The 16457-nt window shown below is 41.1% G+C and carries 16 protein-coding genes; 15 read left to right on the top strand and 1 reads right to left on the bottom strand.

The features are described 5' to 3' along the window. Positions 1-7 precede the first annotated feature (7 nt). The 5 genes from CEY16_RS10785 to CEY16_RS10765 all read left to right on the top strand — a co-directional run bounded on the left by CEY16_RS10785 (position 8) and on the right by CEY16_RS10765 (position 5447). Entirely contained in the window at positions 8-928 is a 921-nt protein-coding gene (locus tag CEY16_RS10785) for an ABC transporter permease (protein ID WP_101332045.1), read from the top strand. A 21-nt stretch (positions 929-949) separates the two neighbouring features. Then, positions 950-1972: an ABC transporter ATP-binding protein gene (locus CEY16_RS10780; RefSeq protein ID WP_101332044.1), complete on the top strand. Its 1023-nt coding sequence runs from the start codon at positions 950-952 to the stop codon at positions 1970-1972. Then, positions 1950-2963: an ABC transporter ATP-binding protein gene (locus CEY16_RS10775; RefSeq protein ID WP_101332043.1), complete on the top strand. Its 1014-nt coding sequence runs from the start codon at positions 1950-1952 to the stop codon at positions 2961-2963. Before CEY16_RS10780 ends, CEY16_RS10775 begins: the two co-directional genes overlap by 23 nt. Before the next feature lie 316 nt (positions 2964-3279). Next, entirely contained in the window at positions 3280-4470 is a 1191-nt protein-coding gene (locus CEY16_RS10770) for a glycine C-acetyltransferase (protein ID WP_101332042.1), read from the top strand. Positions 4471-4502: 32 nt separating this feature from the next. Further along, positions 4503-5447 carry an L-threonine 3-dehydrogenase gene (locus CEY16_RS10765; RefSeq protein ID WP_101332364.1) on the top strand — a complete coding sequence of 315 codons (945 nt, stop codon included), beginning with the start codon at positions 4503-4505 and terminating at the stop codon, positions 5445-5447. A gap of 41 nt (positions 5448-5488) precedes the next feature. On the opposite strand, the gene CEY16_RS10760 is transcribed toward CEY16_RS10765, so the two are convergent. Then, positions 5489-5971, bottom strand: a complete 483-nt coding sequence (locus tag CEY16_RS10760; RefSeq protein ID WP_162297920.1) for a tetratricopeptide repeat protein — start codon at positions 5969-5971, stop codon at positions 5489-5491. Positions 5972-6282: 311 nt separating this feature from the next. Between CEY16_RS10760 and CEY16_RS10755 the strand changes: the two genes are divergently transcribed. The 10 genes from CEY16_RS10755 (at position 6283) to CEY16_RS10710 (ending at position 16153) form a co-directional block, all read left to right on the top strand. Beyond that, on the top strand, positions 6283-7848 hold the full coding sequence (locus CEY16_RS10755; RefSeq protein WP_101332040.1) for a BCCT family transporter: 1566 nt from the start codon (positions 6283-6285) through the stop codon (positions 7846-7848). Between the two features lie 237 nt (positions 7849-8085). Then, positions 8086-8280 carry a hypothetical protein gene (locus CEY16_RS10750; protein ID WP_101332039.1) on the top strand — a complete coding sequence of 65 codons (195 nt, stop codon included), beginning with the start codon at positions 8086-8088 and terminating at the stop codon, positions 8278-8280. Between the two features lie 425 nt (positions 8281-8705). Then, positions 8706-9233 (top strand): acyl-CoA thioesterase, encoded by a 528-nt coding sequence (locus CEY16_RS10745; RefSeq protein ID WP_101332038.1) that lies wholly within the window; start codon positions 8706-8708, stop codon positions 9231-9233. A 123-nt stretch (positions 9234-9356) separates the two neighbouring features. Beyond that, the gene (gene hutP / locus CEY16_RS10740; RefSeq protein WP_101332037.1) at positions 9357-9803 is read left to right on the top strand and encodes a hut operon transcriptional regulator HutP; all 447 of its coding nucleotides are present in this window, start codon (positions 9357-9359) and stop codon (positions 9801-9803) included. A 97-nt stretch (positions 9804-9900) separates the two neighbouring features. Then, positions 9901-11379, top strand: a complete 1479-nt coding sequence (hutH, locus tag CEY16_RS10735) for a histidine ammonia-lyase (protein WP_101332036.1) — start codon at positions 9901-9903, stop codon at positions 11377-11379. 13 nt (positions 11380-11392) lie between these two features. Next, complete coding sequence (gene hutU / locus CEY16_RS10730) at positions 11393-13051, top strand: urocanate hydratase (RefSeq protein ID WP_101332035.1); 1659 nt, start codon at positions 11393-11395, stop codon at positions 13049-13051. A gap of 18 nt (positions 13052-13069) precedes the next feature. Further along, positions 13070-14335 (top strand): imidazolonepropionase, encoded by a 1266-nt coding sequence (gene hutI / locus CEY16_RS10725; protein WP_101332034.1) that lies wholly within the window; start codon positions 13070-13072, stop codon positions 14333-14335. Next, complete coding sequence (hutG, locus tag CEY16_RS10720) at positions 14322-15284, top strand: formimidoylglutamase (protein ID WP_143484625.1); 963 nt, start codon at positions 14322-14324, stop codon at positions 15282-15284. The genes hutI and hutG overlap by 14 nt, the downstream gene beginning before the upstream one ends. Positions 15285-15386: 102 nt before the next feature. After that, positions 15387-15911, top strand: a complete 525-nt coding sequence (locus CEY16_RS10715) for a hypothetical protein (protein WP_101332032.1) — start codon at positions 15387-15389, stop codon at positions 15909-15911. A gap of 62 nt (positions 15912-15973) precedes the next feature. After that, positions 15974-16153 carry an SE1832 family protein gene (locus CEY16_RS10710; RefSeq protein WP_101332031.1) on the top strand — a complete coding sequence of 60 codons (180 nt, stop codon included), beginning with the start codon at positions 15974-15976 and terminating at the stop codon, positions 16151-16153. The last annotated feature ends 304 nt before the right edge of the window (positions 16154-16457 follow it).

The raw sequence follows: 16457 nt of genomic DNA, 5'->3' as shown, positions 1-16457 counted from the left end.
TGCAAAAATGTTTAAATTTGTCGTACGTCGACTGCTTCAGACGATACCAGTATTGTTCGGTGTCACGATTCTTGTGTTCTCACTTATGCACTTAACTCCTGGTAACCCAGCTCATATCATTGCCGGAGAAAGTGCACCGCAAGAAACAGTGAATCAAATTGAAGAACGTCTAGGGTTAAATGATCCTTTACCAGTCCAATATTTGGACTTTCTAAGGGATGTAGTTACATTTGATTTTGGAAACTCTTGGAGAACAAGCTTACCAGTAGTTGATGAAATCGAACCTAGGTTCTGGATCACATTCGAGTTAGCTTTATATAGTACCATTTTAAGTGTATTCATCGGTCTGTTCGCAGGTATCATTTCAGCCGTCAGACATTACACGCTTTCGGACATTGTCATAATGATCATCGCGTTGTTTGGGCTATCCATGCCGAACTTCTGGCTAGGTCTGATGCTCATGCGTTATATCTCAATTGATTTGGGGTGGCTGCCAGCGACCGGTTGGGGTTCCCCGGAACAGGTTATATTGCCTGTTATCACATTAGGGACAGCAGGTGCGGCTATAATTGCCCGAATGACTCGTTCCAGTATGCTTGATGTAATTACGCAAGATTATATTAGAACAGCTCGTGCAAAAGGGCTGAAAGAAAGAGTAGTTGTTTATCGACATGCTTTGAAAAATGCTTTGATCCCGGTTGTTACCGTCGTAGGTCTACAATTCGGTGCTTTCTTAGGTGGTGCGGTACTGACTGAGTCAGTTTTCGCCATTAATGGAATGGGCCGCTTGGTCATCGAAAGAATCAGAGCGCGTGACTTCCCAGTCGTGCAGGCATGTGTATTGATTATCGCGCTTATTTTCGTGTTCGTGAACTTACTAGTAGACATTTCATACAAGTTCCTGAATAAACGAATCGATCTAGACTAACTTGGAAGAGAGGTGAATTCCATGAGTAAAGAAAAAATTCTTGATGTAAAAGATTTGAGAACATCATTCTTTGATGATAATGGTGAAATAAAAGCAGTTGACGGTGTTTCTTTTACCGTTGAAAAAGGTAAAACTATCGGAATCGTTGGTGAATCCGGTTCAGGTAAAAGTATCACTGCTTTATCTATATTAAGATTATTAGAAAACCCAGGTAAGATTGTAGGCGGAGAAGTTCTTTTCAAAGGAAAAGATTTGGCTAAAGCTTCTGAAAGGGAAATGAGAGGTATCCGCGGGAATCAAATCTCGATGATTTTCCAGGAGCCTATGACTTCATTAAACCCTGTATATACGGTAGGACAACAGATTCGTGAAACACTGAAAGTCCACCAAGGTTTAGGTAAAAATGGCGGCACGAAAAAAGGAATCGAGCTATTGAAACTAGTTGGAATTCCTTCGCCTGAGGAGAGAATCAAAGCTTACCCACACGAATTATCGGGTGGAATGAGACAGCGTGTCATGATTGCAATGGCACTTGCTTGTAATCCAGAATTATTAATAGCAGACGAACCTACTACCGCTCTTGATGTTACGATTCAAGCTCAGATTCTTGAGTTGATCAATGAACTTCAAGAGGATATGGGAATGTCCGTTATCATGATCACGCACGATTTAGGTGTAGTTGCTGAAACGTGTGACTATGTAGCGGTTATGTACGGCGGTAAAGTAGTGGAGTTTGCGGATATTGAAACGTTATTCAAGAATCCAAGACATCCTTATACAGTTGGATTACTTAAGTCATTGCCACGTCATGATATTGATGTAGATGAACTAGAACCGATTAAAGGGACTGTTCCTAGTCCAAGAGAAATGCCTGACGGCTGTCGATTTGCTAATCGTTGTCCATTTGCAACGGATTTATGCTTCAATGAACTTCCATCATTGGATGAAATGAAGGATGGTAATGAAGTACGTTGCTGGATATACACTGATCGATGGGACGGCGATCCGGAGGTGAAAGTATATGAGCCAGAAAGAACTTCTTAAAGTAAAAAACTTAAAGCAATACTTCCCGATCAAGGGTGGATTCTTCGGACGCACAGTCAATAATGTTAAAGCTGTAGATGACATAACTTTTGATATTTACGAAGGTGAAACATTAAGTGTCGTGGGTGAGTCAGGTTGTGGTAAGTCTACAACTGGGCGTGCAATCTTACGCTTAGATGAACCGACTGACGGCGCGATTGAATTTGATGGAGAAGATTTACTTGCTTTAAGTAAAAAAGAAATGCGTACTCGCAGAAAAGACATGCAGGTTATTTTCCAGGATCCATATGCTTCATTGAACCCTCGTCAGACGGTCAGCCAAATTTTAGAAGAAGCTATGGAAATCCAAAATGTTGTTCCTAAAAAGGATCGACGTAAAAGAGCGATTGAGCTTATTGAGCAAGTTGGTTTGCGTGGTGAGCAGGTGGATCGTTTCCCACACGAATTCTCGGGTGGACAACGTCAGAGAATCGGTATTGCTCGTGCGCTTTCGGTTGATCCTAAAATCATCATTTGTGATGAGGCGGTATCAGCGCTAGACGTATCTGTTCAAGCACAGGTTCTTAACCTATTGAAAAAGCTTCAACGCGAATATAACTTAACTTTCTTATTCATTGCTCACGACCTCGGGGTGGTTCGTCATATTTCTGACAGAATCATAGTAATGTACTTAGGAAAAGTTGTTGAGATTGCAGATAAGAAATCATTGTTTGATAACCCTCAACACCCTTATACTAAGGCTTTGCTTTCAGCAATCCCGGTTCCTGATCCAACGAAGAAGAAAGAACGTATTGTTCTGGAAGGTGATGTACCTTCTCCAATCAACCCTCCAACTGGATGTCGTTTCCACACAAGGTGTCCATTTGCGACGGAGATTTGTGCGAAGGAAGAACCTGAGCTTCGTAATTTAGACCATATGGCTGAAGGGCATCAATCAGCATGCCACCATATGGAAAAAATTCTTTCAGGTGAAATGCAGCCTCACAAATAAGTAACAGTTGAAAACCTGGCCTCGAAATAAAATGGGGTCAGGTTTTTTGTATTACTTTAAGAACGTTTAATTTATTAAAGGATTAATGTATGTGAAAAACAAAGGCTTTCGCCATTAGGACTTGGCGATAAGCCAAGTTTTTCTAAGAATAAGGGTTCCTTCCTAGTTGGAAGGCCAATGCTTTGTTAAGGCACGCAAAAATGTACCTATGATGCTTGTGTGCAGAATAAAGTTTGAATTCTGATGATAATTTATCTATTTAAGTAAAAAATGTTATTATGGTTGAAGAACAATAATTTTTTCAGGAGGTCACACCATGCCAAGTGAAACATTAAATCAATTTTTAAATGAAAATCTGCAAGAATTGAAGGACCAAGGATTATATAATGAAATCGACGCTGTACAAGGTGCGAACGGGCCCGTCATTACTATTGATGACCGGAAATTAATCAACCTTTCGTCTAATAATTACTTAGGACTAGCTACAGATGATCGCTTGAAGGAAGTAGCTAAAGGAGCTGTTGATTCACACGGGGTCGGTGCAGGTGCTGTCCGAACAATCAACGGTACACTGGATCTTCATGTGAAGCTAGAAGAAAAACTGAAAGAATTCAAAGGAACTGAAGCAGCAATTGCTTACCAGTCTGGTTTCAACTGTAATATGGCAGCGATCTCAGCAGTGATGGATAAAAACGATGCTATTTTATCTGATGCGTTGAACCACGCGTCAATTATTGATGGTTGTCGTTTATCAAAAGCGAAAATTATTCCATTCAATCACTCTGATATGGACGACTTGCGCCAGAAGGCTAAAGAAGCCACTGAATCAGGCCAATATAATAAAATCATGGTCATTACTGATGGTGTATTTTCAATGGACGGGGATGTTGCTAAACTTCCTGAAATTGTACAAATCGCTGAAGAATTCGATTTGATCACATATGTAGATGATGCACATGGCTCAGGTGTTTTAGGAAAAGGTGCTGGTACAGTTAAACATTTCGGTTTACAAGACAAAGTCGACTTTCAAATGGGGACATTATCGAAAGCGATTGGTGTTGTAGGTGGATATGTGGCTGGTAAACAGAACTTGATTGATTGGTTGAAGGTTCGTTCTAGACCATTCTTATTTTCTACATCATTATCACCAGCGGATGTATCAGCTTGTATCAAAGCATTGGACTTGCTGATGGAATCTACAGAACTTCATGATCAATTATGGGAGAACGGTGATTACCTCAAGCGAGGATTGAAAGATTTAGGATTTGATATTGGAGAGAGTGAAACACCAATCACTCCATGTATCATTGGTGATGAAAAGACTACCCAACAATTCAGTAAGCGTTTGAACGAAGAAGGCGTTTACGCAAAATCCATTGTGTTCCCGACTGTACCACGAGGAACAGGTCGTGTGAGAAATATGCCTACAGCAGCCCACACGAAAGAAATGCTGGATGATGCTATTAAAATCTACGAAAAAGTCGGAAAAGAAATGAACGTTATATAGGAATCAGAAGGAAGGGAATGGAGAACCGAGAAATGAAAAAGATAATGATTACAGGGGCATTGGGTCAAATAGGATCCGAATTGACTACCATGCTCCGAAGTAAGTATGGGGAAAATAACGTCATTGCGACTGATATTCGTGAAGACGAAAGCGGATCGCTTGGAAATGGACCATTCGAAGTTCTGGATGTGACTGATGCGGGTCAAATGCATGAGATTGCGAAAAAGTACCAAGCTGATACAATCATGCACTTGGCTGCTCTACTTTCAGCGAAAGCGGAGAACAATCCGCAGTTAGCATGGAACTTGAATATGGGTGGCCTCGTTAACGCATTGGAAGTTGCCAGAGATTTGAATACACAGTTTTTCACTCCGAGTTCAATAGGAGCGTTTGGACCTTCTACACCGAAGGAAAATACTCCTCAAGATACGATTCAGCGTCCAACTACGATGTACGGAGTGAACAAAGTTTCTGGAGAGTTGCTATGTGATTACTATTTCCAGCGTTTTGGAGTAGACACACGTGGGGTTCGCTTCCCAGGTTTGATCTCTTATGTCACGAAGCCAGGCGGTGGAACGACGGACTATGCTGTCGAAGTTTACTACGAAGCATTGAAGAATGGTAAGTATACATCGTATATAGGTGAAGGTACTCACATGGACATGATGTACATGCCTGATGCAGTGAATGCGATCGTTCAATTGATGGAAGCAGACGCTTCTAAGTTGGAACATCGGAACGCATTCAATGTTTCAGCAATGAGTGCTGCACCTGAAGACTTTGAAAAAGCTATTCAGAAACATATTCCAGAATTCAAAATGGATTATGATGTCGATCCTGTAAGACAGAAGATCGCAGAAAGCTGGCCGAATGCGATTGACTCTTCCGCAGCAAAAGATGAGTGGGGCTTTGATCCGAAGTATGATATTCATAAAATGACAGAAGATATGCTACAACAATTGAAGGTAAGAGTATAAAGAGAAGGGTTTCGCATCGTTGTGCGAAACCCTTTTTGTCTTTAATTAAAAGTCTCATCCAATCTTGTAGAATAAAACTTGATTGCTTCTTCGTATTTTTGTATTCCTCCATCACTACTCGTTTCTGCTAATTTAGATAGTAAGATTTCCATCGCAAGGTCATAATCACCTAAATTGTAGAGTGTCATTGCGAAAAAGATATACATTTCATTACAGCTAGGAAATTCACTCATGCCAATTTCTAAAGTTTCTTTCGCTTTTTCATATAGGCCTACTGCACGATAGCTGCTTCCTAAGCATAATAAACCGTCTTTTCGATGATCACCAAAAAGTCCATTATCTAAGGCTTGTTCGTAATAGTTAATCGCCTGTGGGGCGAGCTCCATTTGGTCATGGACATAGCCAGCCTCAAGTAATGTGTAGGGATCATTCGGTTGCTCTTGTAATGCTTGCATAATCAGCTTTTTAGCCTGTTCCAGTTGCCCTTCTTTTCGATACATGATTGCTTGTTCTAATCCATCCATAATTATACACCTCTCCATCAATCGATACTCATATCACAATTTGAAATGATAATCTACTTAATATAATTTTATATACCCTTAAATTATATAAAAATTTATTAAATTCAAAGAAAATTCACAGTAAAAAATAAAATCGCTTTAAAATACGTAAAATTATAGAGATATAATAGTTGTTCACCCTTTTGACTAATTGAATAAATAAAACTAAAATTTAATATTAGTTGCGTCAAAACGCTGAGTAAGAGTGTTTATGTCTTTATTTTGACACATACTACTTATAAATTCTATTACAACAAACTAGGAGGAAAAGAATGAAAAAGAAATATTACTCCGATGAGTACTTAGGTACCGGAGTTCAATGGGGTTCATTTGTTTTAAGTGGAGGTTTCTTATTGCTCTTCTTATTATTCGCGTTTTTTGCCCCAGATCTGACTTCACAAATGGTTACAAAGTCGTTTGACTTTTCAGTAAAATATTTTGGACTTTTTTGGCAATTATTGATGCTTGCCACATTGATTGTTGGTTTGATTTTGATGTTCTCAAGATATGGTCGAGTGAGACTTGGCTTGAAAGAGAAGCCTCAATACGGATATTTCCGTTGGATATCAATGATTTTGTGTACGCTATTAGCTAGTGGAGGTGTTTTCTGGGCTGCCGGAGAACCAATGGCCCATTTCATGAACACTCCACCGTTGTTCGCTTCAGAAGGCATGAGTGATTGGGACCGTGTCGTCCCTGGTTTATCTCAAGCATTTTTCCACTGGGGATTCTCTGCTTGGGCGATTTTAGGTACCGTTGCAACAATTGTTATTATGTATGCACATTACCACAAAGGAATGCCTTTAAAACCACGTACGATTTTATACCCAGTATTCGGTGATAAGATCTACCGTAAAAATAACATCTTCGGAATTCTATCTGATGTAACCTCTATTGTTGCTGTTGCAGCAGGAACAATAGGTGCTATTGGTTTCCTAGGACTGCAAGCAGCTTATGCATTCGAAGAGCTGTTCGGTGTTCCAAGTACCTTATTTACACAGATCTCGTTCATTGTCATCCTTGTAACTATCGCTTCAATTTCTGCGGTGACCGGTGTAGATAAAGGGATTCAGATTTTAAGCCGTTTCAACGTTGGATTTGCAGTCGTTCTAATGATTCTTATTCTGATCGTTGGACCGACAATGTTCATTTTTGATGCATTCATTGCTGCAGAAGCATTCCAAATTCAAAATTACTTAATGATGAGTTTGACTCGTGCAGATAGTGCTTGGTTAGGTTGGTGGACCATTTTCTTCTGGGGTTGGTTCATCGGTTTCGGACCAATGATGGCGATCTTCATCAGCCGTATCTCTAGAGGACGTACGATCCGTGAGTTGATTATTGCTGTGGCGATCATTGCACCATTAGTCAGTAACTTCTGGTTCGCGACATTAGGTGGAACAGGAGTATGGTTAGAAATCCAGACTCCAGAGAGTGTATCTGTACCACTGAATGACGTCGGTCAAGAAGCTGCTGTTATGGCGATACTGAACCAGCTCCCTCTTGGTGGAATACTAGCGTTCGGTTTCTTATTCATAACCGTGATATTCGTTGCGACAACCACTGACTCCATGTCTTATGCGTCAGCCGTTGCAGTTACAGGTAATGATGACCCAAGTAAATATCTGAGAGTATTCTGGGCGCTGATCTTCGGTGCAACTGCTGTTGCTTTACTAGCAATGGGAGATAGTGGTGGAAGTATCGGCATGCTACAAAACTTCATTGTAGTGTCCGCAGTGCCAGTTTCGATCTTGATCCTGCCACCTGTGTGGGATTCAGTGAAAGTTGCTAAAAAGTTAGCGATTGAACAAGGTATTCGTAAAAAAGAAGATGAATAAATGATCAAGAGGGTCTGCGTGTGATGCTAAGTAGTTCAGTTTTGGAGTACAAATTTGCAATTTGTACCCTTTATTGGACTACTTTTTTCATATGAAATTGTAGGGCTAATTGTGATTATAATTGCACAACAGAATGTGGAGAAATCCAAAGGCATTTGGTATTTTAATGGTAAATTGATTTAATGGACGTTATTCAACTAACGCCGCAGTTTAGTGAAATAAATAGGGGGTTACATGATGGGACGAGTGGAAATATTTCATTCTTTAATAAGGGCATTTTTATTTATAGCATTGGCAATTGTTTTATTTGCAAACATGGGTGAATACCAACCACTTAGTATTGAAGCCAGAATTATTATTATTGTCTTAGTATCACTTGAAGCAATTGTTATTATTAGAAAAATAGATAATAGAAATAAAAAGGATTACTAATCGGTTTTGTGCTAACGGGTACGTTAGTTTAACAAGAATGAGCATTTTTCGATAAGTTGCTCTTTTTTTGTTGTAAAATTGCATTAGTTTTTGCACGTGATTTTGCAGGTCTTCAATAATTATTGTAGGTTTGCAAATCAGGTTTCATTTTCCTGTGTAAATAACTATTCAACATACAAATAAACATTGATATAACAATGAAAAATGAGCTTCAAATTGCTATGCAATTCAATGCTCATTTTATAATACATTTTTATTGTTTGTACTCCAAAACTGAACTACTTAGTGTGATACGTGGGCTCTTTTTTGATACTTCAGAATAAGCAATGAAAAGTAAGGTTATGCTTTGATCAGGTACACTTTTTATTTGATTAAGTCTTTTGACGCAGGGTATAGTATAGGAAAAGACTAAAGTAGGTGAGGGAATGAAAGCAAAACCGTGTATCAACTCTTTAACTGTAAGAAACTCACATGTTTTACCTCCTGATACCAACAGTCACGGGACGTTGTTCGGTGGAAGACTGATGGCTTTCATTGATGATGTAGGTGCGATTGCTGCGACAAGACACGCTCGCATGCCAGTAGTAACCGCCTCAACTGATTCGGTCGACTTTTTGAACCCGGTATATGAAGGGGATACGATCTGTCTTGAAGCATTCGTGACATGGACTCATAACACTTCTATGGAAATCTTCGTAAAAGCTATCACGGAAAATCTATTGACTGGTAAAAGAAAAGTATGTACGACCGCCTTCTTGACGATGGTTGCTGTGGACGAGAACGGTAAACCTACAAAGGTACCATCAGTCTACCCAGAATCAGAAGAGGAAAAATGGCTTCATGATGGCGCAGAGAAACGTGCTGAGTATCGTAAAGCTAGAAGAGATGATTCGAAAATGCTAGCGAAAAAGTTTGGAACAAGTCTTCCGTGGAATACGGGAGAGGAATATTAAGAAGCTAGAAGTCAGGACGTTGAGCCTGGCTTTTTTCGTGCCTAAACCTCACCGAATCACATTGACAGCTTCATGGCTACAAAGTACAATTTATATAACACGTAGAGAATTGATGGTGTAAAAATGACCGAGCAACAATCAGGAATTGGAAAGACTGCCTTACAGTTAGTATTAGCCAATAGTCATGAGATCAAAGAGGCAGAAGAAAAAGTTCAAGCAACATCCTATCGTTATTGTTTAGGTAAGACTGGCTCGATGGAACTTCAAAAGGTTGTTTCGGCGATCGAGACTGCCGCTAAACGAAACGGATTGGTTGATGACCAACTCTACCGTGAAATGCATGCTTTATATCATGCGATATTAGAAGCGGTTCAAGGCGTCACGAGAGGTCAAGTTCAATTAGGTGATGTCATGCGTACGGTCGGCCTGAGATTTTCCGTCGTTCGTGGCTATCCATACCCGAATTCAAAAGAAGGCGAATGGATTGCAGTCGCTTTATATGGAACGATCGGTGCACCCATCAAAGGGTTGGAGCACGAAACATCTGGTTTAGGAATTAATCACATTTAATATAAAGATGCCCATAGTAATTAGACAATAGGGGGCTTATTTTCAACATGTAGTTGGAGATAAGCCTCTTTTTTTGTGGGATGAAGGAGGTAATGAAATGGTTGTACTCGATGGTCACCATTTAACATTAGAAGATATAAAAAAAGTGGCTGTTCTCGGTGAGGAGGTTTCTTACTCCGAGGATAGCATGGAAAAGGTCAAACAGAGTCGTAAAACAGTTGAAGACGCTGTTGAAAATCATGAGGTAGTCTACGGAATAAACACAGGGTTCGGTAAATTCAGTGACGTTGAAATTGAACGTGAAGATATCGACGAGCTGCAGTTGAATTTAATTCATTCACACGCTTGTGGTGTCGGAGAACCTTTTTCAGAACCAGTCACGCGGGCGATGATCATGCTACGAGCTAACGCATTGTTGAAAGGATTTTCAGGGGTTCGTCCAGTGCTGATCGAGCGACTAATCGATTTATTGAATCATCAGATCCACCCAGTGATTCCTCAACAAGGATCGTTAGGGGCTAGCGGAGATCTGGCGCCATTATCTCATTTGGCTCTCGCATTGCTTGGCGATGGAGAAGTGATTTATCAAGGTCAGAAAAAGCCTGCATCTGAAGCCTTGCATGAGGAAAAATTGAAGCCTCTTGAGTTGAAAGCGAAAGAGGGATTGGCGCTGATCAACGGAACGCAAGCGATGACTGCAGTCGGCGCTCTGGCTTATCTAGAGGCTGAATCAATACTGAAGCATTCTGAAAAAATTGCTGCGATGACAATAGAAGGTTTAGAAGGTGTCATTGATGCGTTCGACGAGTTGATTCATCAAGCAAGAGGTTACCAGGATCAGATCGAAGTGGCTGAGAGAATCCGTACGTATTTAAAAGACAGCAAGCTTACGACCAAACAGGGGGAGAAGCGAGTTCAGGATGCTTATTCGATTCGCTGTATTCCCCAAGTGCTTGGAGCTTCGTGGCAAACCCTTCATTATGTAAAAGATAAGTTGGATATCGAAATTAACGCTGCAACAGATAATCCACTCATTTTTTCAGAAGAAGGTAAGGTGTTATCGGGGGGTAACTTCCACGGACAACCGATTGCGATTGCGATGGATCTGCTGAAGATTGGCATGTCTGAGGTGGCCAATATATCAGAGCGAAGAATCGAACGTCTCGTGAATCCTCAATTGAACGACCTACCTGCGTTCTTAAGCCCGCAACCTGGTTTACAATCAGGAGCGATGATCATGCAGTATGCAGCGGCATCACTTGTTTCAGAAAATAAGACATTGGCGCATCCAGCAAGTGTCGACTCGATCCCGTCTAGTGCCAATCAGGAAGATCATGTAAGCATGGGGACGATTGGGGCAAGACACGCGTCACAAGTGATTGACAATGTGCGTCGTGTGATTTCGGTCGAAGCAATTTGTGCGCTTCAGGCAGTAGAAATCCGCGGAATCGAACAAATGGCTCCTATTACAAAAGAGTATTATGAGACTTTGCGAGAAATCGTACCTTCCATTAAGAAGGACCGAGTCTTTTCTAAAGATATTGAAATGATGCAAGATTGGCTTACACAAAATTAGAGGGGGAATTGAAATGACAGAATCAAACATTCGTGCACCAAGAGGTAGTGAATTGACGACGAAAGGGTGGATTCAGGAAGCAGCGATGCGCATGCTGATGAACAACCTAGACCCTGAAGTGGCTGAAAACCCAGATGAGCTAGTGGTGTATGGCGGGATCGGAAAAGCTGCAAGAAACTGGGAGAGTTATCACGCCATTATCGATACATTGAAAGATCTCGAGGAAACCGAGACCTTACTCGTGCAGTCCGGGAAGCCTGTTGCTGTATTTCCTTCACATAAAGACGCACCCCGAGTGTTGATTGCCAATTCGAATCTCGTACCTGCTTGGGCGAACTGGGATCATTTCCGCGAGCTCGAGAAAAAGGGCTTGATGATGTACGGACAAATGACCGCAGGAAGCTGGATTTACATCGGGACACAAGGAATTTTGCAGGGGACGTATGAAACATTTGCTGAAGCGGCTCGTCAACATTTCGATGGAACGCTTAAAGGAACGTTGACTGTCACGGCTGGACTTGGTGGCATGGGTGGTGCTCAACCATTAGCGGTGACGATGAATGACGGTGTCGTCATAGCTATCGAAGTCGATGAAAAACGTATTCAACGTCGTATCGATCATCGCTATTTGGATTGCCAAGCGAATGATTTGGATGAAGCGATGAAGTTAGCTAATGAAGCGAAAGAAAAAGGTGAACCATTATCGATCGGACTTTTAGGGAACGCGGCAGATATTTTGCCTGAAATGGTTCATCGTAATGAAATCCCTGATTTGGTGACCGACCAGACATCGGCGCACGACCCACTGAACGGCTATTTACCAACGGGCTATTCATTAGAAGACGGGGAGAAGTTAAGAAAAAGTGACGAAGAAAAGTATTTGAAAGATGCTCGTGCAAGTATTAAAACGCATGTCCAGGCGATGCTTGACCTACAAAAAGCAGGGGCTATCACGTTTGATTACGGTAATAACATTCGACAGGAAGCCTACAATGAAGGATTAGAAAAAGCTTTCGACTTCCCAGGGTTCGTTCCAGCCTTCATTCGTCCTCAATTTTGTGAAGGGAAAGGACCATTCCGCTGGGTAGCTTTATCAGGAGATCCGGCAGATATTTATAAAATCGATGATGTTCTATTAAAGGAATTTGCGCATAACGAACACTTATGTAAATGGATTCGTATGGCGAAAGAGAAGGTCTCTTTTCAAGGATTGCCTTCACGTATTTGCTGGTTAGGGTACGGCGAGCGTGCGAAATTCGGTAAAATCATCAACGAAATGGTGGCATCAGGCGAACTTTCCGCACCGATTGTCATCGGTCGTGACCACCTCGATTGTGGATCGGTTGCATCACCAAACCGTGAGACAGAAGGAATGAAAGATGGCAGTGATGCAGTGGCAGACTGGCCGATCTTGAACGCGATGATCAACAGTGTGAATGGCGCAAGCTGGGTATCCGTGCACCACGGTGGCGGAGTAGGTATGGGCTATTCAATTCATGCAGGAATGGTTATTGTCGCAGACGGAACAGAGGATGCAGCAGCACGATTGGACCGCGTATTGACTTCAGATCCAGGTATGGGCGTCGCTCGTCATGTCGATGCAGGATACGAACTGGCGAACCAGACTGCTGAAGAAAAAGACGTACACATTCCAATGATGAAAAAACAATAAACGAAGGAGTGACCCTTGATGGATACGAAAAAGACGACACTACTATATAACATTGGCCAATTATTAACGATGGACGATCACGAAGGTCAGGTCCGCGGAAAAGATATGAACGAACTGTCGGTAAAAGAAAACTATGCCGTGTTGATGAAAGATGGAGTGATCGAAAAAATCGGTCCTTCTTCTGAAATGGAAAAGATGGAAGCTGATGAAAAGGTTGATTGTGAAGGGAAGTTAGTAACACCAGGACTTGTTGATCCACATACACACTTAGTGTTCGGTGGATCTCGTGAACATGAAATGGCTCTTAAACAACAAGGCGTTCCATACCTAGATATTTTAAAGCAAGGAGGAGGCATTCTTTCCACGGTGCGTTCGACTCGCGAAGCATCGGAAAAAGAATTATATGAAAAAGCAATGTTCCATTTGAATCGTATTGCTTCGTTCGGAGTGACTACAGTTGAAGCGAAAAGTGGATACGGTATGGATCGTGAAACTGAGTTGAAACAATTGCGTGTTGCTAAAAAAGCAGGGGAGAACCATCCACTGGATCTCGTATCGACCTTTTTAGGTGCCCACGCAATTACTGAGGACTACAAAGAGGATCCTGAAAAATTGCTCGATGAGATGGCGGATCTTTTTCAAGAAATCAAAGATGAAGATTTGGCTGAGTTCGTTGATATTTTCACAGAAACAGGTGTATTCACGATCGAACAGTCACGCCGTTACCTTCAAAAGGCAAAAGATCTTGGCTTCGATTTGAAGATGCACGCAGACGAAATCGATCCACTTGGTGGAACGGATCTAGCAGTTGAATTAGGTGCTCGAAGTGGTGACCACCTAGCTGTAGCGACAGATGAGGGGATAAGCAAGTTGGCGGATTCAGATACAATCGGAGTCTTGCTACCTGGAACAATCTTTTATCTAGGAAAAGGGGAGTTCGCCCGTGCTCGTGACATGATTGAAGCGGGTGCTTCGATTGCGATTTCCACGGACTTCAACCCAGGAAGCAGCGTGACGGAGAACTTGCAGCTGATCATGTCTTTAGCGGCACTGAAAATGAAGATGACCCCAGAAGAAATTTGGCACGCGGTTACGGTGAACGCGGCTCATGCGATCAATCGAGGGGATGAAGCGGGTCAAATCAATGTCGGACGTAAAGCAGATGTCGTCGTTTGGGACGCACCGAACTATATGTACATCCCTTATCATTACGGGGTGAACCACGTTCGAACCGTCTATAAGGCAGGACAGAAGTTGTACGAACGAGGTGATCTACTTGTCTAACTACTTGAAGCCTGCAGGCGAGGCTAAGTTCGTCGATCAATATGTCACGAAGATGGATCAATTGTTGAAATCCACGGAGCTGGCAGAAGGTGTATCGGAATATGCTTTAGTAGGTGCACCATTGTCGAAACCGTCGATTAGTCATTCTGGTGCGTCGTTCGCGCCAGGGGCGATCCGCCAGGCGATGGGCAGTTATTCAACTTATTCGAATGAGATGAGTCATGATTTTAGAAATCTTGAAATCGACGACTTCGGCGATATTTTGATGCATCCGACAGATGTCCAACATTCTCAAGGGAGGATTACTGACTCAATCGATGATCTTTTATCTAAAAGAAAGATTGATAACCTTTTTGTACTTGGTGGTGACCATTCGATCAGCGCTTCTTCTATTGATGCATTTCAAAAGCGCCACGGAAAAGTCGGTGTGATTCAATTCGATGCCCATCACGATTTGCGCAACTTAGAAGATGGCGGACCGACGAACGGAACTCCGTTCAGACGTTTGATCGAAGGGGGATCCTTAAAAGGAGAACACTTGGTTCAAATCGGTATCAGGGATTTCACGAATGCAGCAGGATATGATGACTACGCAAATGAACATAATGTAAAAGTGTATACGATGAAGGACGTTTTTGAACAAAAGATAGACAAAATCATTGAGCAATCACTTCATTCTTTATCCAAAAAAGTAGATGCCATTTATATTTCTGTTGATATGGATGTATTAGACCAAGCGTACGCCCCAGGATGTCCTGCAATCGGACCGGGTGGAATGGATAGTTACTCTTTAATGAAAGCTGTTGAAATCTGTGCCCAGCACAAGAAAACCAAAGCGATGGACATCGTGGAAATCGATCCGACATTGGACTTGAGAAATATGACCAGTCGCGTAGCAGCTCATGTACTATTTTCATATTTGAAGGGAAACCACTCAAAAAAACTATAATTTATTAAAAAAAATTAAAGGATTTCATTTCATTGTGTCGAATATAATATAAACACTAGAAATATAATTTAAAGATAGCGACATCTTTGGGGTGAAACGAGAATGAATAAAATATCGAGGTTGGTTATTCTGTTGATTGTCCTTGCTGTAGGCGTCACAGGGTATTTTGTCGTCGAAGCACAGAGTAACCAAGGGAAGTTTAAAAGTATGAGCCATGTTGGGGCATACTCAAATCTTTTCAAGGAATACGAGTCTGTCTATTTAGGCAAAAACATAAAATGGACTGGCAGTGATTTTCCTGTGATTCAAAACGTGAAAATCATCAAAAGTGATGGCAGTGAATTCGAAAACAATGAAGAAATTTCAATTGACTTGTTTATAGACGAGAAAAGAAAAACAAATGTCATTTATTCGGTCAATGAGGAATCGAAAGCAATCATTGATGGTTACCATTCAGTTGAAGAATACCAACTGAATAAAGAGAACGTGAAGTTAGTGATGAAAATAACTTTGCATGATCCTGGGTACGATTACGATTTAAGAGGATTCGAAATCAATTATGAAGTGAAAGGGAAAGAGAAATCCCAACTATTAGATTTAGATAACTTCATATTTTACGCACAGTAGATAAGCGACCTTGAACTTTTGCCACTCCTTCGATTACAATGTACACAGAATGGAGTGATTTCATGAACAAAGCAGAATTAGAAGCAGAACTACAACATTTAAAGATGGATTATATACGAATTCAAGGCGATGTAGAAAAGATGGAATCGATCGGTGGTCGGACCATTCCGATTGAACAACATTTAAAGCGTTTGGAACAAGAAATCGCCGATGTACGTAAAAAATTACAAGAAGCAGAATAAATAATGACTAATAACCACTCAAAATCGGGTGGTTATTTTTTTGTGCATTTTTAGGGAATAATTCAGGTCCCCATCCAATATATTTAACAGGTAGTGAGGAAAGCGCTTAGATAATGAGACTTTATGATTAATCCATTTGTACTGAGCAAAAATGAAAAAAGTTAAAAAAGATAGAAATTGTGAGTAAATCGAAGTAAATGCGTTATAAAGAACAATTAATGTTCTTTATTTAGAATATTTGGCCTTTTTTGAAGGTTTGCAAAGTAGATTCTTATGACTATACTATGAATCATAGTTCTTTATA

The sequence above is a fragment of the Halalkalibacillus sediminis genome (genome assembly GCF_002844535.1).
In the GTDB taxonomy this organism is placed as follows: domain Bacteria; phylum Bacillota; class Bacilli; order Bacillales; family Alkalibacillaceae; genus Halalkalibacillus_A; species Halalkalibacillus_A sediminis.
This window is presented reverse-complemented; position numbering and strand designations above follow the sequence as displayed.